Raw genomic sequence first — 18,497 nt, forward strand, 5'->3', positions numbered from 1 at the left:
ACCCATGTCTGCCCTACGAGAATCCCTCGGCTTCCTGGCAAGCCGCCTCCGCCAGGTCGGCATCTTCGTCGCCCTGATCCTGATCGTCATCCTGTTCCAGGTCCTCACCGACGGCATCCTCCTGCAGCCGCAGAACGTCACCAACCTGGTGGTCCAGAACAGCTATATCCTGATTCTGGCCATCGGCATGGTGATGGTCATCATCGCCGGCCACATTGACTTGTCCGTCGGTTCAATTGCCGGTTTCATCGGTGCCGTGTCCGGCGTCATGATTGTCCACTGGGGCTGGGCATGGTGGATCGCCATCCCGGCGTGCCTCCTCGTCGGCGCCCTTGTTGGCGCCTGGCAGGGTTATTGGATCGCCTATGTGGGCATCCCGGCGTTCATCGTGACCCTCGCCGGCATGCTGATCTTCCGCGGCCTGACACTTATTACCCTCAAAAACCAGCAGATCACGCCGTTCCCCAACGAAATGCGCGCCCTCGGCGGCGGCTTCCTGCCGGACATTTCAGGGGGAGCCTCCGTGCTGGAATGGCTGACGGTCATCCTCGGAGTCGGCGGAACGGCCGCCATTCTTTTCCAGGCCATCAAGGAACGCCGCGTCCGCCGCAAGTTCGACCTGGAAAACGAACCCATGGCCTGGTTCGCCATCAAGACCGCCTTCATCGCGGTGCTGATGCTGACCATCACCTTCCTGCTGGCAAGCTACCGGGGCACCCCGATCGTCCTGATCGTGCTGGCCGTCCTGGTGATCGTCTACTCAGCCCTCATGAACAACAGCATCTTCGGCCGGCACACCTACGCCATCGGCGGAAACCTGCACGCGGCGGAGCTGTCCGGCATCAAAACCAAGGCCGTGACGTTCCGGCTGTTCGTGAACATGGGTGTCCTCGCTGCGCTGGCCGGACTGGTGTTCACTGCGCGCCTGAACTCAGCGCAGCCGGCTGGTGGAACCGGCTTCGAACTTGACTCGATCGCCGCAGCCTTCATCGGCGGCGCAGCGGTACAGGGCGGTATCGGGACCGTGGCCGGGGCCATGATCGGCGGGCTCATCATGGGCGTCCTCAACAACGGCATGTCCATCCTCGGACTAGGCACGGATTACCAGCAGCTGATCAAGGGCCTGGTGCTGCTGCTTGCCGTCGGCTTCGACATCTTCAACAAGAACCGCAGCGCCAGCGGGTCGGGTTCGGCCATCGGCAAGCGGTTCAAATGGAAGGGGACTCCGCCGGCGGCGGCAGAGCCTGCCAAGGCCCCGGTTCAGCCGGAAGCGGCGCCGGCAAACTCCGCAAGGTAGCCGCGCGCCGTCGTCGTTCCGGTAACCGCCCCGTCCCCTCTTAGGGGACGTTGGCGTCAGATGGTGGTGCGGTGCTCATCCGCACCACCATCTGCGGTTCCACCACGGTGGTGCCCGCCGCGGCGCCATCCTCAAGCAGCCGCAGCATCAGGTCCACGCAGCGGCGGCCAAGTTCCTCGAAGTCCTGGCGGACCGTGGTGAGCGGCGGCGTAAAATAGCCGGCTTCCGGCTGGTCATCGAATCCCACCACGGAGACGTCCTGCGGCACCCGCACGCCCGCTTCGCCGAAGGCCCGCAGCAGCCCCAGCGCCATCTGGTCGTTGCCCACGAAGACCGCCGTTGCGGCCCGTTCGACGGCGAGTTTCTGCCCGATGCTGTAGCCGCTGCCGGCGCTCCAATCGCCCTCGACAAACAGCTCATCATTCAATCCGGCCTCTGCGAGCGCCGCCCGCCAGCCTTCGGCCCGCGCCGCGCCATCGATCCAGTCCTGCGGACCCGAGATGTGGCCGATGCGCCGGTGGCCCTGTTCGATCAAATGCCCGACGGCGAGCCGCGCACCCAGTTTCTGGTCCACCATGGCGCCGCTGAACCGGCCTTCGCCGCTGGAACCCACCACCACCACAGGAACATCCAGGTTCAGCTTCTCCAGGGCCTGCAGCGTGTCCGTGTGCGGAACCAGCGCCACGATCCCGTCGACGCCCTGGTCCATGAAGTGGCGCGCGGCATCGGATATCGCTTCCGCTCCGACCTCGCGGATGGCCGCGATGCTCACGAAATAGCCGGCGTCGCGGGCGGCCTGCTCCACCCCGAGCAGGGTGTTGGCGGGCCCGTACTGGGACAGCTCGCTGGCCAGGACGCCGATGGTGTGTGAGCGCCGCGTGACCAGGCTGCGCGCGGCAGTGTTCCGCCGGTAGCCGAGTTCGGCGATGGCCGCTTCAACACGTTCCCTGGTGGACTTGCTCACGTTGGGGTGGTTGTTGATGACGCGGGACACCGTCTGGTGCGAGACACCGGCACGCTCCGCCACATCTTCGAGTCGCGGGAGGCGCCGCTCGCTGCTGTTGGCCATACAGCTATTGTGCTCGAGCCTGCAGCGCATCCACGAACACACTCGGGATGTCCTGCGGATTCCTCGCAACATAGCTGGTGCCGCCGGTGGCTTCGGAAATCTTGCGGAGGGTTTCGGCGTCCGCATCCTCGGTGATGCCGATGCTGACGATCACCACGGGCTTGGCGGGGTCCCGTTCGCGTTCCAGGGCCTCGAGCAGCTCCTCGAGGTTGAGGGAATCCGGATCCTCGTTGGCGCCGTCCGTAAACAGGATCACGCTGTTGATGGCGCGGGCATCGTAGTTTGCCTTCACGGTGCGGTACGCAGCGAGGGTCGTGTCGTACAGCCCGGTGGCACCGCCGGTCCGCTGGTCGAGCCCGGAGATGTCAGCCACCAGGCGGTCCCGCTGGGTGACACCGTCCACCACCTGGTCCATCCTCCTGATGGGGTCGAGCTCAACGTAGTCCTGGCTGCCCCCGCCCAGGCCGATGGAAAACGCCCACATGCCCAGGGCAGCAGTGTTGGGAAACAGCTTGCTGCCCGCAATCGCCGCCTGCTGCGTGAGCTGCATGCGGGTCTGCCCGCCGGCCTGGAAGTTCATGGAGCCGGAGACGTCCATCACCACCAGCGACCTGAAAGGAATGGCTTGCAGGGACCAGCCCTTCAGTGTGCGCTGCACGGTTTCCGCCGACGCGGGCTTGAGCGCCGCGACACTGCCCACGCCCTTCTGGTCCGGTGTCCGGCTGCCGTCCGCGGGACGCAGCCCGTTGTCCGCGAGCGCCTTCGTTCCGTCCTCGGTGGCCATGGCGGCTGCCAGCGCCTTGGCAGCGTCAGCGGCGGCACTGCCGCGCGCCTTGCCTGCGGCGGTCAGGGCCACGGGGTAGTCCAGCGAGACGGAACCTGTGTGCGGCATCGACGCCGACAGCTTGGCGCCGGCGGCGGTCTGCGCGAAGGACAGCCAGGCCTGTTCGGTGACGATGGCGAATCCGCCGCCCGCGGCCACCGCCTCGAGCTGCTTGTCATCGGTGAGTTTCTCCCCGGTCCGGCGGCTCTCACTCTGTGCCAGCTGGACTGTCGTGGCCTGCAGCGTTTTCGCCTCCGCACGGCCGGCTTCAACCTCGGAAAGTGCGCCCAGCAGCGCCACCTCCCCGCTTCCTGTTACCAGCGGGTCGCTGAAGCGCACACCGGGAGCCTGCAGGGCGCTGATCCACGTGGCGAAGCCGGGGACCTCGCCCTGCCGCCCCACAATCACCCCGGGGGTGGAGGCCAGGGACGGCACGGTGATCTCCGGGGGCGCGGGGGCCACAACGCGCTGGACCCGGACCGCGGAGTCGGACACCCACAGGTCCGGGGCGTCCTTGCCCGCGGTCACTATGGCGGCAAGCTCGGGCTGGGTCCGGGTTTCGATCGTGTACTTGATGCACGCCTCAGCGGGAACCCTTGCGGCCGCGCTCTCCAGCGCCGGGGCAATGGTGGCATCGGCACCGACGCGCACTTCGGCGGGCATCTCGCACTGCTTCGCAGCCAGTGGCGACTTGCTTCCCGTGATCCAGAGGACGGCCGCAGCAGCTACTGCAATGGCCACCATTACGCCAATGGTCATCATGATCCGGGGCCAGAAGAACGGCGACTTGCGGGGCAATCGGCCGTGGCGCTGGCGGTCTGCTGCTCGGCGACCTGACATGGGCGCATACCTAACTGCTGGGGTTCCGGGTGGGCGGTGGTGTTTGCCGGCCACCCTCCCCGGCAAACGGGGAAGCCCCAAGTCTGGCTGCAAAACCGTTCCAGTATACGTAAACGAGTGTCCGGCATCACATTGCAGTGTGCGCGGGCAGGGAGTCCGGCCTGGCGCCCGGAAAACGATGGTTGAAGTTTCAACTAAATCCTCGTAGGATTGATACATGACGCAGACACTCGACCGCCCGCCCGTACTGTTCCTCAGCCACGGCGCCCCTCCCCTGGCTGACGACGCCCGCTGGACCAGCGAGCTCAGCGCCTGGTCGGGCTCCTTCGGCAAACCCAAGGACATCCTGATGGTGTCCGCCCACTGGGAAAATGCCCCGGTGACCCTCAGCGCCACGGTGAACAAGCCGGGCCTCGTGTACGACTTCTGGGGCTTCCCGCAGAAGTACTACGACGTGACATACGACGCGCCGCAGGCCGGGGAGCTGGCCACCGAAGTGGAGAAGCTGGTGTCCACGCACGGCCACCACGTGGAACGCGACGAGGAGCGCGGCCTGGACCACGGCGCCTACGTTCCGCTCGTGGAAATGTTCCCGGAGGCAGACGTCCCGGTGCTCCAGATGTCCATGCCCACCCTTGATCCGCAGGGCCTGTTCAACCTGGGCAAGACGCTGGCGCCGCTGCGGGACCGCGGCACGCTCATCGTGGGCTCGGGCTTCACCACGCACAACCTGCGCTGGTTCAACCCGGCCGCCGGACCGGACACCGCGCCGCCTTCCGTTTCCAGCGAATTCGACCACTGGGCCGAGGAAACCATGGCCGCCGGCGATGTCGACTCCATCCTGGACTTCCTCAAGAAGGCCCCCGCGGCGCGCGAAGCCCACCCCCGCAGCGAGCACTGGGCGCCGCTCTACGTGGCCCTGGGTGCGGCCTACGAATCCGGTGACCTGAAGGCAAAGACTGCCATCGACGGTTTCTGGTTCGGCTTGTCCAAGCGGTCGTGGACGCTCACCGGCAAGTAACCCGGGCTGGAAACCCCCGGACCGGTTCCGGGCAACAAAAAACCTCCGGCCCCCTGTCGCCAGGAAGCCGGAGGTTTTCCACTCTTCGCTAAAAGAGTGGGCCCTGTGGGGATCGAACCCACGACCCACGGATTAAAAGTCCGATGCTCTACCAACTGAGCTAAAGGCCCCAGCTGACGCCCGCGGCTGCGCTGCAATCGAACGCAATCGGACCATCAGCCCAGTCCATTTCTGGACGTTAAATACTGTACCGCACGCCAAGGGCAGGTTTTGCACAACGGCGCGGGGCGCCGTCGTGCGTTAAGCGGGGCGCCGTCGTGCGTTAAGCGGGGCGCCGTCGTGCGTTAAGCACGAGCCCAAACAGTCACGATGGCATTCGCAGCATGCCTCAATACTCCTAAAGCCGCCCGGCGGCAAGCTCGATAACAGAACAGCACAGGAGTAGCGTGGGGGCATGAGCGAGCAAGCAGGACCCAAGGCCTACGGCGGCGCAAACCGGCATCACAAGCCCAAGCCTTTTGCGCCCATCGACTTTGAGCCGTTCGCGGGCGGCGCAGACCCTGCCCGCGTATCCGAGGCCGCACACCTGGCGGCCCAGGCGCTGGTGCGCCACGGCCGCGACAGCGACGATCCCAAGGTCACCAAGCGGCTCGTCAAACTCGCGGATGAGCAAGGGTTGGAGGCTATCGCCGAAATGTGGGCCGAAAGCCCGGCACGGTCCCTGCCCGGCGCCCTCTGGCGGCTGTACGCCCTGCGTGCCGCCACCATCCAGGACCCCGAACGCATCTCCGTCTACTTCAAGGCCGGCAAGGACACCGCACAGGTTTCCAACGTGGTGGCGGGCGCTGCCGAGCCGCCGGGAGCGGATGAAATGAAGTCGATGGCGGATGCCATCCTCTCCGGCGCGTTCGACGGCGAGTTCGACGTCGCGCTGGAACGTTCCGCCGCGTTCTGCCGGGTGGTGGCCCTGGGCCAGGCCACCTTGGCCGACGGCGCCGAACACAGCAACGAAAACCACGCCAGCAAACTCACGCGCAACTCACATCTCCTGGTGAAGACCGCGGAGGACCTTGAGCACGCAGCAAACGCCTGGCGGCTCGGCGAGCTGGACTGACGCGTCCGCTGCGCAAGTCCGCCAGTGTGACGCACGGAGCGGCCCGGCTGTCAATGTTGACTTGGTTCAGCCAAAGTAGAAAACTGAAACCGGTGCCGAACCGCGAAACCCCCGGGCTTCAACATTTAGCCGCCTAGAGCGGCCTACCGCCGAGAGGCGTATCCGGTTCGGCACCACTTTTATGCCCGCGTGCAACTGCCGGTAAAGTAATCCCCATGTGCGGGTCAACGTCAAGTCACATGGCCCTGCGGCCACATTCCCTGCCGGACCCTACCCATAGCGGAATCCGAAGGTGAAGCTCCGCCTCTTTCCCCAGGAGCCAGCGGGGCTGCACCTGCTCTCGCAGATGGCCCGCCAGATCGTCCTAGCCACCGGAACCCTCGCCGAAATCCTCGGCGTCCCCGCCACGGAACACAACCGCCTGGTCGAAGACATGCACGACCATGAGGCCAAATCGGCCGAACTGCAGTTCGCGCTGTTGACCCACATGCGCACCAGCTTCGTGAATCCGCTGCCGCGCGAGGACATGTACGCGCTCTCCCGCTACCTCAACGAGGCCATGGAGAAGCTGGACGCCGCCGCGGAGCTTGTGGCCCTGTACAAGCTCGAACGCCTCCCCAAGCGCGCCGCGGACCAGCTGGAGATCATCAGCAGGCAGGCCGAGCTCACCGTCGACGCGATGCGGCAGCTGAACAACCTGGATGACCTGGAGGATTACTGGATCGAGATCCTCCGCCTGACCAAGCGCGCTGAACGAACGCACCGGGTGTGGGTCGCGGACATGCTCAAGGACATGAAGTCCGCCCAGTACGCCCGGAACCGTGACGTCGCCAACCAGCTGGTCGAAGTCACCAAGGACATGCGGCGCATCGCCACCCAGGTAGGCAGCATCATCGTCAAGGAATCCTGACGTGACCGTGTTCTTTTTCGCCGTGGTGGTGCTGTTCGCCGCCGGGTTTGCCTTTCTGAACGGCTTCCGGGATGCCTCAACGTCCGTGGCCCTTGCCGTGCGGACCCGGGCGCTCACGCCCACGGTGGCTGTCCTGCTGGCGGCCCTCTTCAACTTCGTCGGAGCCGCACTGAGCGGGTTCCTGGCGCTGGAGGTGAGCAGAACCTGGATTTCGCTTCCCCGGGGTGAGAACGGCCTGACCATCCTGGCGGCCGGCCTGCTCAGCGCCGTCGTCTGGGGCATTTACACCTGGTGGCGCGGCATTCCGTCGTCCTCCACCCACGCCCTGGTGGGCGGGCTGGCCGGCGCCGGCCTGGCCAGCGTGCTGGTGGGCGGCAACGCCGTGGGCGGCGTGAACAACTCCCTGTTGTTCCAGGTCGTGCTGCCCCTCCTGGTGTCCCCCATCATCGCGTTCGCGGGCGCGTACCTGCTGGTGTGGCCGGCCACCTGGGCGGCACGCTACACGCCGCCCGGCGTGGTGAACAGCCGTTCGCGCCGTACGCAGTCCATCGCCGCGGGGGCGGTGGCGTTCGGCCACGGCCTGCAGGACGGGCAGCGGACCGGCGCGGTGCTGCTGCTGGCGCTCCTGGCCGCGGGGCTGTCCGACGGCGGCGCCATGCCCGGCTGGGTGCCGCTGCTCACCGCGGCGATGCTGACGGCCGGAACGCTGGCCGGAGGCTGGCGCATTTCCTACACCATCGGCTACAAGCTCACCCGGATCGATCCCCTGCGGGGCTTCGTGGCCCAGCTCTACAGCTCTGTCATCCTGCTGCTCGGGGCAATCGGGCTGCACTGGCCGGTTTCCACCACGCACACGGTGACGGCGGCCGTGCTGGGCGCCGGGAGCAACCAGGGCTTCCCGGTGACCAACCGCAGGCTAGTGCTCAGGATCCTCGCGTTCTGGGTCCTCACCCCCGTGGTGACGGCGGCGGCGGCCTTCGTGCTGGAGCTCTCACTCTCGCCCCTCGCGGACCTTTAAAGCACCATCGGTTGCTCGGCAACTGCCGTTTTGAGGTTCCAAAAGGGCGGTTACGGAGCAACCGATGAAGGGAGGCAGCGCTTATCCGAAGCGGCCGGAGACGTAGTCTTCCGTGGCCTTCTGGGTGGGGTTGCTGAAGATGGTGTGGGTGTCGCCCACCTCGATCAGCTTGCCCGGCTTCCCGGTGCCTGCGATGTTGAAGAACGCGGTCCGGTCCGAGACGCGGGCGGCCTGCTGCATGTTGTGCGTGACGATGACCACCGTGTACTGGTCCTTGAGGTCGTTGATGAGGTCCTCAATGGCCAGCGTGGAGATGGGGTCCAGTGCTGAGCAGGGCTCGTCCATCAGGATGACCTGCGGTTCCACGGCGATTGCACGGGCAATGCACAGGCGCTGCTGCTGTCCGCCGGAAAGTCCGGATCCCGGCTTGGCCAGGCGGTCCTTCACCTCATTCCACAGGTTGGCGCCCTGCAGGGAACGCTCCACGAGGGCATCTGCCTCGCCCTTGGAGATCTTCTGGTTGTTCAGCTTCACGCCGGCCAGCACGTTGTCCCGGATGGACATGGTGGGGAACGGGTTGGGCCGCTGGAAAACCATGCCGATCTGCGAACGGACGGTCACCGGATCCACGCCGGGGCCGTAGAGGTTGTCCCCGTCCAGCAGCACTTCGCCTTCCACCCGGGCGCCCGGAATCACTTCGTGCATGCGGTTCAGCGTACGCAGGAATGTGGACTTGCCACAGCCGGACGGGCCGATGAATGCCGTGACGGACTTGGCCTCGATGTTGATATTGACGTCCTCAACGGCCAGGAACTTGCCGTAGTAGACGTTCAAATCCTTGACGTCGATGCGCTTAGACATGGTATTCCTTCACTTGCTGGATACGAATTGAATATTACCGGCGAACTAGCGGCCGGTCTTGGGTGCGAAGGCCCTGGCGATCAGGCGTGCGCCGAGATTCAGCAGCATGACCAGGATGATGAGCACCAGCGCGGCACCCCAGGCCCGCTGCGAGGAGGGGTCCGGGTTGGACGGCGAGGTGGGGTTCAGGATCTGGGTGTAAATGAACGTGGGCAGCGAGGCCATCCAGCCGCTGAAGACGTTGTTGTTGATGCTGGTGGCGAACCCTGCCGTCACCAGGATCGGCGCCGTTTCGCCGATCACGCGGGCGATCGCCAGGGTGACGCCGGAGGCGATGCCGGAAATCGCCGTCGGGATGACCACCTTGAGGATGGTCCGCCATTTGCGGACGCCCAGTGCGTACGCAGCCTCGCGGAGCTCGTTGGGCACGATCTTGAGCATCTCCTCGCTGGAGCGCACCACCACCGGGATCATCAGGACCGAAAGGGCGACGGCAGCCACGGCCCCCGTTTTGGTGCCGGGGCCAACCACGGCGAAGAAGAACGCAGCAGCGAAGAGGCCGGCAACGATCGAGGGGATGCCAGTCATGACGTCCACGAAGAAGGTGATGGCCCGGGCCAGCGGACGGTCCTCGCCGTATTCCACGAGGTACACGGCGGTCAGCAGCCCCACCGGAACCGAGATGACGGTGGCCAGCAGGGTGATCTGGATGGTGCCGAGCAGGGCGTGGTAGATGCCGCCGAGGACCGGCGCGCCCTCCTCAACGCTCTTGTTGTCAAAGGCGCCGGTGACACCGTTCATGGAGGTGCTGAGGAAGCCGGGGTCCAGGAGGCCGGGCAGCCCGTTGACCAGGACCGTCCAGATCACCGAAATCAACGGGAGCAGGGCCACCAGGAAAGAGCCCATCACCAGGCACGTGGCGAGTTTGTCCTTGGCCTTGCGCCCGCCTTCGACGGCGGCGCTCCAGCCCACAAGGCCGGCCGTGAACAGGATGGCGGAGACGATGCCCCAACCGAACGCGTTGAAGCCGATTACGGCCATGATGGCGGCGCCGACCACCAGCGCCAGGGCAAGGACCACGTACGGCGCGAACTTGGGCAACTGCCCCTTGGTGAGCGCGGAGCGCTTGCGGACGGGGGTGAGGGTGGAGGTCATTTAGTTGGCTCCCGAGAATTCTTTGTGCCGGCTGATAATCCAGCGGGCAATCATGTTGACGCCCAGCGTGATGACGAACAGGACCAGGCCTGCCGCGATCAGCGTGTTCACCTTCAGGCCGCCGGCCTCAGGGAAGTTCAAGGCGATTTCCGCGGCGATGGTCTGGTTGCCGGACTGGATCAGGCTGGCGGTGAGGGCGCCGGAAGACAGCACCAGGGCCACGGCCATGGTCTCGCCGAGGGCGCGGCCCAGGCCCAGCATGACGGCGCTGACAATGCCCGGGCGGCCGAACGGCAGGACGGCCATCTTGATCATTTCCCAGCGGGTGGCACCCAATGCGAGCGCGGCTTCCTCGTGCAGCTTGGGGGTCTGCAGGAAGATTTCACGACTCAGGGACGTGATGATGGGAAGGACCATCACGGCCAGCACGATACCGGCGGTGAGGATGGTCTTGCCGGTGGCCGAGGCGGGGCCCTGGAAGATCGGCAGCCAGCCCATGTTCTTGGCCAGCCAGTCGTAGGCCGGTGAGATTTCCTTGGCCAGGAAGGCGGCACCCCAGGCGCCGTAGACCACAGACGGGATGGCGGCCAGCAGGTCAATCACGTAGCCCAGGCCGGAGGCGAGGCCGCGCGGTGCGAAGTGCGAAATGAAAAGCGCAACGCCGATGGCCACGGGCGTGGCGATGACCAGGGCAATGATGGCCGCAATCAGGGTTCCGACCACGATCGGCCAGATGTAGGCGAAGAAGCCTTCACCGCCTTGGATCTTGTCAGGCGAAGCCACCAGTGCCGGCATCGCCTGGACAACCAGGAACAGGGCAACGCCGAAGAGCACGGCAAGGATCAGGCACCCTGCGGCCAGGGCGGCTCCGGAAAAGACTTTATCTCCGGTGCGCCCTGCGCCCCGGGACTGTGTCAGGGAGGTGGTGGTCACAAACGATCCTCTGGGTTCGGATAGAACCGACTGCCTCGTCCGGGATGGTTCCGGAATGCAGCGGTGAAACTGGCTTTACTTCGGACAAACACCTAGGTTCCCTGCCCCGGACGCGACGGTCTGTGACCGCCCTGCCCGGGACAGGGAACCTGGTTCAGGCTCGTGTTTCCACTATGCCTTGCTGTGCAGCGAAATCCCTAGGACTTGGCCTTGATGGATTCGATGGCCGCCACGGCCTTGTCCTGCAGCGTCTTGGACAGCGGAGCGGACTTCGCTGCATCGGCGGCGGCCTGCTGGCCGGCGTCGGACACTACGTAGCTTTCGAAGGCCTTGACCAGGTCAGCGGTTTCCTTCTTGTCGTAGGTGGTGCAGACAATGTGGTAGGAAACCAGGACAACCGGGTAGGCACCGGCAGCGGTGGTCTTGCGGTCCAGCTTGATGGCAACGTCGGTGGCGGCGCGGCCTTCAACCGGCTTGCCGGCTTCAACAGCCTTGGCGGCTGCCTCGGCGGAAATCTTGACGAACTCCTCGCCCACCTTGATGGCAGCGGTGCCCAGCTTGCCGCCGACAGCGGAATCGTCAGCGTAGGTCACGGCACCCGGGGTGTCGGTGACAGTCTTGACAACGCCGGAGGTGCCCTTGGCGTTCTCGCCCTTCAGGGAAGCAGGCCACACGCCCGAAGACTTGTCGGTCCAGACCTCGGGAGCGGCAGAAGCCAGGTAATCAGTGAAGTTGGTGGTGGTGCCGGAGTCATCCGAACGGTTGACCGGGGTGACCTTCAGGTCCGGCAGCTTGGCATCCGGGTTGAGGGCGGCAATCGCGGGATCGTTCCAGTTGGCGATTTCGCCGCGGAAGATCTTGGCGGCTGTCGCTGCATCGAGGTTCAGTTCCTTGACATCGGGAATGTTGAACGCGATGGCGATCGGGGAGATGTACACGGGGATGTTGATGGCACCCTCGGGGCCGCACTTTTCCTTGGAGCTGGCCAGCTCCTCATCCTTCAGGTAAGCGTCGGAGCCGGCAAACTGGGCCGAGCCGTCGATGATGGCCTTGCGTCCTGCGCCGGAGCCGTCCGGGGAGTACTGCACGGAAGCGGACTGGTTGGCGGAAGCGAAACCGGCCTTCCAGGCGTCCATGGCGGGGCCGGTGGAGGAGGCGCCAATGCCGGTCAGCGTGCCGGTGACGTTGGCTCCCGTGGCGGACGGGGCACCGGACTGGGCCGTGTTGGTGGCGTTGTCGGAACCACAGGCGGTGAGCGCGAGTGCGCCGGCTGCGATGACAGCGATAGCCGCGTGGCGGCCGAAGCGGAGTGCCTTCACTAGATGTACCCCTTCCAGGGATTTTCTGATGCGTGCCGGACCGGAGACGTCCGAACAAAAGAAGTTGTGTACTTTTTGTACCTTTATTGAAGTTAGGGGCCTTAGGTAACGGGATATGTGGACCAAAGTGAACGGAAGGTTAACGAGGGCGGGACATCGGCTTACATATGCGGCGTCAGCATTGCGCACATCACATCTTCGGTCGTAGTGGATTCCAGGTGAATAGACTGGAACGCATGGCCATCCCAGCAGGACTCTCAGCGGGCGGGCGTTTCCTGCGTGGCCGCATCCGCACCGGGCTGATCCGCAGCCGCAACTCGTTGTTCCCGGCCATCCAGATGACCGGCTGTGCCGTCGGCGCGTACGCGTTCGCCGAGCACGTGCTGGGACATTCGGGTCCATTGTTCGCCGCCACGTCCTCGCTGATCGCCTTGGGCTTTTCCCGGGAGCCGCGGCTGCGCCGGGTGGTGGAAGTGGGGCTGGGCTGCACCATAGGCATTGCGGTGGGTGACCTGCTCCGCCACTGGCTGGGCGGCGATATCTGGGTGGCCGCCGTCGTACTCCTGATTTCCATCCTGCTGGCCCGCTTCCTGGACAGCGGCAACATCTTCACCACGCAGCTGGGGCTCCAGTCGCTGCTGGTGGTACTGCTGCCGGCGCCGGCCGGAGGGCCGTTCACTCGGAGCATCGACGCCATTGTGGGCGGGCTGTTCGCCCTGCTGGTGACCATCCTTGTGCCGAAGGATCCGCGCCGCGAGCCCCGCAAGGATGTCCAAAAGCTGCTCCATGAACTGGCCGAGGTGCTGCGGGAATGCGCCACGGCCCTCACCAACAGCGACTCCACGCAGGCGTGGCACGCGCTGATCCGCGGCCGGAACTGCCAGCCGCTGGTGGACGCAATGCGCCACACCCTGCGCGCCTCCGGCGAAGTGGCCACCCTTGCGCCGGCCTACCGCCGGCACAGGGACGAGCTGGACCGGCTCAAGGAGTCGCTGGACTTCATCGACCTGGCGCTGCGCAACAGCAGGGTCTTTGCGCGCCGGCTGACCAGCGCCATCAACCACGCCGCGCTGTCCGACGAAGCCACTGACAACATTGCCGGGGTGCTGCAGGAGACCGCTGCCGCGATCGATGAGCTCTCCCTCGGCCTGGCGGAAACGCACGACGGCGCCCGGCGCGCGCACCTGCGCACCGCCCGGCAGGACCTGAGTGAAATCGCGCTGCGGCTGCACCCCAAGCTGCTGGAAGTGGAGCGGCTGGAGGGCGAAACCGTGGTGATGCTGTTCCGGCCGCTCATGGTGGACCTGCTGGAAGCGACGGGGATGGATTCGCGCGAGGCCCGGGACGTGCTGCCGGCCCTTTAACCCGGGCGGGGAATGTCCGGCCCCGCCGCTAGGGTGGAACCCATGGCAACAAAGACTTCCCGGGCATCCAAAGCCCCGGCCTACAAATGCGCCGAATGCGGCTGGACCACCGTCAAGTGGGTGGGCCGGTGCGGCGAGTGCCAGGCCTGGGGCACCGTTGAGGAAACCGGCGCCGCCGTTGCGCGTACGACGGCGGCCACCACAGTTCTGGAGCCCGCCCGCCGGATTGCCGACGTCGACGCCACCACCGCAGCTTTCCTGCCCACCGGTGTGGACGAACTGGACCGCGTGCTGGGCGGCGGGCTGGTTCCTGGCGCAGTGATCCTGCTGGCCGGTGAACCCGGTGTAGGCAAGTCCACGCTGCTCCTCGACGTCGCCGCCAAGTTCGCCCGCACCGCCCAGGATGTCCTGTACATCACCGGTGAGGAATCCGCTGCCCAGGTGAAGCTGCGGGCGGACCGGATCGATGCCGTTGCCGAATCCCTCTACCTGTCTGCCGAAACGGACCTGGGCCAGGCGCTCGGGCAGGTGGAGAAGCTGGAACCGCGGCTGCTGGTGGTGGACTCCGTCCAGACGCTCAGCAGCGCGGATGTCGAAGGCAGCGCCGGAGGCGTCTCGCAGGTGCGGGAGGTGGCCGCTTCCCTCATCGCCGCGGCCAAGCGCCGCAACATGACCACCCTGCTGGTGGGCCACGTGACCAAGGACGGGTCCATTGCCGGCCCGCGCCTCCTGGAGCACCTGGTGGACGTGGTCTGCCAGTTCGAAGGCGAACGGCACTCCCGGCTGCGGCTGCTGCGGGCCGTCAAAAACCGCTACGGGCCCACGGACGACGTCGGCTGCTTCGACCTCAACGAGGACGGCATCGTCGGCCTGGCCGATCCCAGCGGACTGTTTGTGTCCCGCACTAAGGAGCCGGTATCCGGCACCTGCATCACGGTGACCCTGGAGGGGCGCCGCCCGCTGCTTGCCGAGGTGCAGTCGCTGCTGGCCGAGAGCGCCAGCTCCCAGCCGCGCCGCGCCACCAGCGGCCTGGACAGCTCCCGCGTAGCCATGCTGCTGGCGGTGCTCCAGCAGCGCGCCGGCTGTTTGCTGCAAAAGGACGACTCCTACGTGGCAACCGTGGGCGGCGTGAAGCTCAGCGAGCCGGCGACGGACCTTGCCGTGGCCCTCGCCGTGGCCTCGGCCAAGGCGAAAAAGCCGCTGCCCATCCGGCTGATCGCGTTCGGCGAGGTGGGGCTGGCCGGTGAAGTCCGGCCGGTCCCCGGCATCAACCAGCGCATCCAGGAAGCCCACCGGCTCGGTTTCACGCACGCCGTGGTTCCGTCCAGCCCCAACGGGCCGGGACCCGTTCCGGCAGGTTTCTCCGTCCGGGAAGTGGGGCACCTGGCCGAGGCCCTGAGCCTGCTCATCAGCTGAGCTGACCGCACAAGCGACTTAGGACCCTAGTGGAGTCCGGGAAGCGGGCGCACTGTTGGGGTAGGAAGCGCATGCCACGAAGGAGGCAGCCATGATGTGGGGTTACGGTCTGGATATGGGATGGATGTGGCTCTGGGGAGTGCTGATGTTGCTGGGCATAGCCCTGCTGGTGCTGGTTGCCGTGCGAGTGTTCTCCGGCGGCCGCGCAGGGTATCAGGGCGGCTTCCCTCCTCCCGGCCAGCCGGGACCCGGGGGCCACTGGCCGGGCCGTAGCCGGGCCCGGCAGATCCTCGACGAACGGTTCGCCAAAGGGGAACTGACCGCCGACCAGTACCGCGAGCAGGTCAGGGTACTCGGCGAGGAACCCTAGTGCCTCCGGCAAATCCCCCATCAAGCCCGCCATCGGACCCGCAGCCTTTAAGCCAGCCCGGCCCGCCACCAAGCGCGCGTCCCAAGGTCCGCCGGCCCATCAGCAGGCGCAGCGCTCTGCTCTTGGGCGGCCTCGGCGCCGCCGGCACGGCAGCCGGCGGAGCAGGGCTGTGGTGGTCGCTGGCTTCACGGCCCTCGTCCCGGCTGGCACCCGAGACCGGTGCGGAACTGTCGCAGCCGTCCGAGATGAGCAGCGCCGGCGGCCGCCTGGAAGTCCGGCTTGAAGCCCGCGCCGGCCAACTCCAGCTCGCCGGGCGGCAGGCACGGGCATTGGGCTATAACGGCGGCATCCCCGGGCCCACCCTCCGTGTGCAGCCCGGCGATGTGCTGAGCGTCCGGCTGTCCAACAGTTTGGACCAGCCAACAAACCTGCACGTGCACGGCCTGCATGTCTCACCGGAGGGCGCCGGGGACAACGTGTTCGTCGTGGTGAATCCGGGCGCTGCCTTTGACTACGAGTACCGGATTCCAGCGGACCACCCTCCCGGCGTGTACTGGTACCACCCCCACCACCACGGCATGGTGGCGGACCAGATTTTCGCGGGCCTCTATGGCGCAATCATTGTGGAGGATCCCGAGCCGGTTCCAGTCAGCACCGAACGAGTCCTGGTCATTTCGGACACCACCCTGGACAGCGGCGGGAGCGTTGTCCCTGTCTCGCAGATGGAACGGATGCTGGGCAGGGAAGGTGAGTTCATCCTGGTCAACGGACAGAGCAATCCGGAGTTCACTGCTGTGCCGGGCCAACGCGAGCGGTGGCGCATCATCAACGCCTGCGTGGCCCGCTACCTTTCGTTGCGGCTCGACGGGCAGCAGGTTCAGCTGCTGGGTATGGACTCGGGCCGCTACCCCGCGCCGTCGGCCGTGGAGGAACTGTTCCTGGTGCCCGGCAACCGGGCAGACCTGCTGGTCACCACAGCCGCCGGGGACTCCATCCTGCGTGCCGCGTACTATGACCGGGGCAGCATGGCCGGCATGATGGGCCAGGGGCGCGGCCCCAGGCAATCGGGCCGGCCGGACAGTGCGGGCGCGGCGCTGGCAACGCTTCGGGTTGCCGGGAGCAGCGGCCCCTCCCCCTCCCCTACGGGTTCCCCGCTGCCGCCGACGCAGCTTCCGCTGCCCGCTTTCCCGGAACCGGACGACCTCAGGACGGCGGCCGTGGCGGCGCGCCGGCAGCTCACACTCTCCTCCGGCATGGGCATGGGCATGGGCATGGGCGGCGGCATGATGGGGTTCACCATCAACGGCCGCGAGTTCAACGCGGCGCGAACGGACACTACCGTCACGGCGGGCACGGTGGAGGAATGGACGCTGACCAACCCTAGCCCCATGGACCACCCGTTCCATCTGCATGTCTGGCCGATGCAGGTGGTTGAGGAGGGCGGACAGGCTCTGCCAAAGCCGGAGTGGCGCGATGTGGTCAACATTCCCGCACAGGGGCGGGTGAAGGTCCGGGTCGCTTTCCGGGACTTCGCCGGCCGTTCCGTGTACCACTGCCACATCCTGGACCACGAGGATCTTGGCATGATGGGCGTGATCGAAGTCCGTTGAGCGCGTCGCCTACTGCGGGCGGACTAATGCCCTGACGAACGGCGCCTTGCCCAGGGCTGTCCGTTCAAGGTGTTCCACCACGTGCACATCCACCCGGGTTCCCACAACACCGGCTTCATTGAGCGCGCCTGCCACGGCTGCCCGCGCTCCTTCAGCGGAAGCTCCCGGCGCGAGGCCTGCCAGGAGGACCTGCAGCCCGGCGGGCTCCTGGATGACCTGCCACCCTGCGCTCCCGGCCTCATCGAGGACGTGGTGGAACACGATCGGATGGACGCTGACCGGTCCCTGTTTGCCCGGCAGTTGCAGGATGTCTTCGATGCGGCCTTCGATGCCCTCCAGAAGGGCGAACGGTCGTCCGCAGGGGCAACCCCGTCCGTCCAGCCGCACGGTGTCTGACATTTCGTAACGGATCAGTGGAAGGGTGCGCGAAAACAGGACAGTGACCAGGAGCCTGGCCCCGGTTGTCCCGGCGGGCACGGGCTTCCCGGCCTGGTCCACCGGTTCAATGATCAGCAGGTCCTCGTAGACATGGCGGTTCCGGTAGGTGCAGGGGGAGGCGATGCCGGCCGTTTCGGTGGCGGCATAAACGTCGAAGGGGGCGCTTCCCCAGGCCGCCTCCAGTTCCGCGGCGGTGTGCGGGCTGAGCACTTCGGAGGCGGACATCACACCCTGCGGGGAGATGTGCAGCCGCCCGGCGCGCTGCTCCGCCGCAAGGGGCTTGAGTGCCGAGGCGTAGCCGACCAGGATCCTGGGCTGGAAGCGGTCCAGGGCGGCGACCGTCTCTTCCATGGGTGCGGTGACGTCCAGGCGGAGGGTGGGGACGATTCCGGAGCGCAGGGATACGCCGACGACGGCGGACTGGTGTGTGGGGACGAGGGAGCTGACCAGGCCCATTTTCAGGGGCCGGGTGAGCCCGGCGGAGATCCCGGCCCAGTCGTTCGCACGGGCGTAGGAGGCCAGGACGGTTGCCCATTCGGAACGGTTCCAGACGAACGTTCCGCGCCAGCCCGTGGTCCCCGCCGTTGCGGCGGCCCACCACCGGCCCTTCCACGGCACCCCCGGGTCTCCCCCGCGCTCCGTCAGTGCCCGCAGATGGTTCTCTAGATCCACCAGCCTCAGGTCCGGTGTGGTGACGGCCTCGTCGAAGTGGTCCATCAGTTCCGCTTTCGTCACGGACGGCAGTTGGTCCAGGGGAGCCTCGTGCAGGCCGGCGTGATGGCGCCGGTAGAACTCCGAGCCGGCGTACGCTGCACGGCGCAGGTCCCGGAGGGCGTGTTCCTGGTGGGCGGCGATCCGGGCGGCGTCCCAGTGGTCCCGTCTCCGCCAGGCGGCCCGCAGGAACAGCACGCGGGCCATGAGGCGGAGGTCCATGACGGG

Annotated in this window: 16 protein-coding genes and 1 tRNA gene; 9 read left to right on the top strand and 8 right to left on the bottom strand. The window is 66.5% G+C overall.

All coding sequences use genetic code 11. The features are described from left to right. Positions 1–4: 4 nt before the first annotated feature. On the top strand, positions 5–1,297 hold the full coding sequence (mmsB, locus tag RW112_RS08290) for a multiple monosaccharide ABC transporter permease (protein ID WP_317781291.1): 1,293 nt from the start codon (positions 5–7) through the stop codon (positions 1,295–1,297). Positions 1,298–1,337: 40 nt separating this feature from the next. Here mmsB and RW112_RS08295 read toward each other — a convergent pair whose 3' ends face one another. After that, on the bottom strand, positions 1,338–2,366 hold the full coding sequence (locus RW112_RS08295) for a LacI family DNA-binding transcriptional regulator (RefSeq protein WP_317781292.1): 1,029 nt from the start codon (positions 2,364–2,366) through the stop codon (positions 1,338–1,340). 4 nt (positions 2,367–2,370) lie between these two features. After that, complete coding sequence (locus RW112_RS08300; RefSeq protein WP_317781293.1) at positions 2,371–4,029, bottom strand: substrate-binding domain-containing protein; 1,659 nt, start codon at positions 4,027–4,029, stop codon at positions 2,371–2,373. A gap of 217 nt (positions 4,030–4,246) precedes the next feature. Here RW112_RS08300 and RW112_RS08305 point away from each other — a divergent pair, with 217 nt between their 5' ends. Next, positions 4,247–5,050 carry a class III extradiol ring-cleavage dioxygenase gene (locus RW112_RS08305; RefSeq protein ID WP_317781294.1) on the top strand — a complete coding sequence of 268 codons (804 nt, stop codon included), beginning with the start codon at positions 4,247–4,249 and terminating at the stop codon, positions 5,048–5,050. A 97-nt stretch (positions 5,051–5,147) separates the two neighbouring features. Here RW112_RS08305 and RW112_RS08310 read toward each other — a convergent pair. Further along, positions 5,148–5,220, bottom strand: a tRNA-Lys gene (locus tag RW112_RS08310). A gap of 284 nt (positions 5,221–5,504) precedes the next feature. On the opposite strand from RW112_RS08310, the gene RW112_RS08315 reads away from it, so the two are divergent. The 3 genes from RW112_RS08315 (at position 5,505) to RW112_RS08325 (ending at position 8,092) form a co-directional block, all read left to right on the top strand. Beyond that, entirely contained in the window at positions 5,505–6,164 is a 660-nt protein-coding gene (locus RW112_RS08315; protein ID WP_317781295.1) for a hypothetical protein, read from the top strand. A gap of 292 nt (positions 6,165–6,456) precedes the next feature. Continuing rightward, entirely contained in the window at positions 6,457–7,074 is a 618-nt protein-coding gene (locus RW112_RS08320; protein ID WP_305943140.1) for a DUF47 domain-containing protein, read from the top strand. A gap of 1 nt (position 7,075) precedes the next feature. Further along, the gene (locus tag RW112_RS08325; protein WP_305943139.1) at positions 7,076–8,092 is read left to right on the top strand and encodes an inorganic phosphate transporter; all 1,017 of its coding nucleotides are present in this window, start codon (positions 7,076–7,078) and stop codon (positions 8,090–8,092) included. Positions 8,093–8,173: 81 nt separating this feature from the next. Here RW112_RS08325 and pstB read toward each other — a convergent pair whose 3' ends face one another. From pstB to pstS, 4 genes are all read right to left on the bottom strand, one after another. Then, complete coding sequence (gene pstB, locus RW112_RS08330) at positions 8,174–8,953, bottom strand: phosphate ABC transporter ATP-binding protein PstB (RefSeq protein ID WP_011690076.1); 780 nt, start codon at positions 8,951–8,953, stop codon at positions 8,174–8,176. Between the two features lie 45 nt (positions 8,954–8,998). Beyond that, positions 8,999–10,108 (bottom strand): phosphate ABC transporter permease PstA, encoded by a 1,110-nt coding sequence (gene pstA, locus RW112_RS08335; RefSeq protein WP_317781296.1) that lies wholly within the window; start codon positions 10,106–10,108, stop codon positions 8,999–9,001. Next, on the bottom strand, positions 10,109–11,041 hold the full coding sequence (gene pstC, locus RW112_RS08340) for a phosphate ABC transporter permease subunit PstC (protein ID WP_317781297.1): 933 nt from the start codon (positions 11,039–11,041) through the stop codon (positions 10,109–10,111). A 197-nt stretch (positions 11,042–11,238) separates the two neighbouring features. Then, positions 11,239–12,360, bottom strand: a complete 1,122-nt coding sequence (gene pstS, locus RW112_RS08345; RefSeq protein ID WP_317781298.1) for a phosphate ABC transporter substrate-binding protein PstS — start codon at positions 12,358–12,360, stop codon at positions 11,239–11,241. Positions 12,361–12,596: 236 nt separating this feature from the next. Here pstS and RW112_RS08350 point away from each other — a divergent pair, with 236 nt between their 5' ends. The 4 genes from RW112_RS08350 to RW112_RS08365 all read left to right on the top strand — a co-directional run bounded on the left by RW112_RS08350 (position 12,597) and on the right by RW112_RS08365 (position 17,120). Then, positions 12,597–13,724: an FUSC family protein gene (locus RW112_RS08350; RefSeq protein WP_305943135.1), complete on the top strand. Its 1,128-nt coding sequence runs from the start codon at positions 12,597–12,599 to the stop codon at positions 13,722–13,724. A 42-nt stretch (positions 13,725–13,766) separates the two neighbouring features. Then, positions 13,767–15,140 carry a DNA repair protein RadA gene (radA, locus tag RW112_RS08355; protein WP_317781299.1) on the top strand — a complete coding sequence of 458 codons (1,374 nt, stop codon included), beginning with the start codon at positions 13,767–13,769 and terminating at the stop codon, positions 15,138–15,140. 91 nt (positions 15,141–15,231) lie between these two features. After that, a complete protein-coding gene (locus RW112_RS08360; RefSeq protein ID WP_317781300.1) occupies positions 15,232–15,510 on the top strand; it encodes an SHOCT domain-containing protein in 279 nt (92 codons plus the stop codon). Positions 15,511–15,632: 122 nt separating this feature from the next. Then, positions 15,633–17,120: a multicopper oxidase family protein gene (locus tag RW112_RS08365; protein ID WP_317781301.1), complete on the top strand. Its 1,488-nt coding sequence runs from the start codon at positions 15,633–15,635 to the stop codon at positions 17,118–17,120. Between the two features lie 9 nt (positions 17,121–17,129). On the opposite strand, the gene RW112_RS08370 is transcribed toward RW112_RS08365, so the two are convergent. Further along, positions 17,130–18,491: a phenylacetate--CoA ligase family protein gene (locus tag RW112_RS08370; protein ID WP_317781302.1), complete on the bottom strand. Its 1,362-nt coding sequence runs from the start codon at positions 18,489–18,491 to the stop codon at positions 17,130–17,132. Between the last annotated feature and the right edge of the window lie 6 nt (positions 18,492–18,497).

This window comes from Arthrobacter sp. B10-11 (assembly GCF_033142195.1).
Taxonomy (GTDB): Bacteria; Actinomycetota; Actinomycetes; order Actinomycetales; family Micrococcaceae; genus Arthrobacter; species Arthrobacter oryzae_C.

Excerpts from the sequence above, each read along its gene's own strand:
- mmsB (WP_317781291.1), top strand. The coding sequence starts at position 5 with ATGTCTGCCCTACGAGAATCCCTCGGCTTCCTGGCAAGCCGCCTCCGC.
- RW112_RS08295 (WP_317781292.1), bottom strand. The coding sequence starts at position 2,366 with ATGGCCAACAGCAGCGAGCGGCGCCTCCCGCGACTCGAAGATGTGGCG.
- RW112_RS08300 (WP_317781293.1), bottom strand. The coding sequence starts at position 4,029 with ATGTCAGGTCGCCGAGCAGCAGACCGCCAGCGCCACGGCCGATTGCCC.
- RW112_RS08305 (WP_317781294.1), top strand. The coding sequence starts at position 4,247 with ATGACGCAGACACTCGACCGCCCGCCCGTACTGTTCCTCAGCCACGGC.
- RW112_RS08315 (WP_317781295.1), top strand. The coding sequence starts at position 5,505 with ATGAGCGAGCAAGCAGGACCCAAGGCCTACGGCGGCGCAAACCGGCAT.
- pstB (WP_011690076.1), bottom strand. The coding sequence starts at position 8,953 with ATGTCTAAGCGCATCGACGTCAAGGATTTGAACGTCTACTACGGCAAG.
- pstA (WP_317781296.1), bottom strand. The coding sequence starts at position 10,108 with ATGACCTCCACCCTCACCCCCGTCCGCAAGCGCTCCGCGCTCACCAAG.
- RW112_RS08350 (WP_305943135.1), top strand. The coding sequence starts at position 12,597 with ATGGCCATCCCAGCAGGACTCTCAGCGGGCGGGCGTTTCCTGCGTGGC.
- radA (WP_317781299.1), top strand. The coding sequence starts at position 13,767 with ATGGCAACAAAGACTTCCCGGGCATCCAAAGCCCCGGCCTACAAATGC.
- RW112_RS08360 (WP_317781300.1), top strand. The coding sequence starts at position 15,232 with ATGATGTGGGGTTACGGTCTGGATATGGGATGGATGTGGCTCTGGGGA.
- RW112_RS08370 (WP_317781302.1), bottom strand. The coding sequence starts at position 18,491 with ATGGACCTCCGCCTCATGGCCCGCGTGCTGTTCCTGCGGGCCGCCTGG.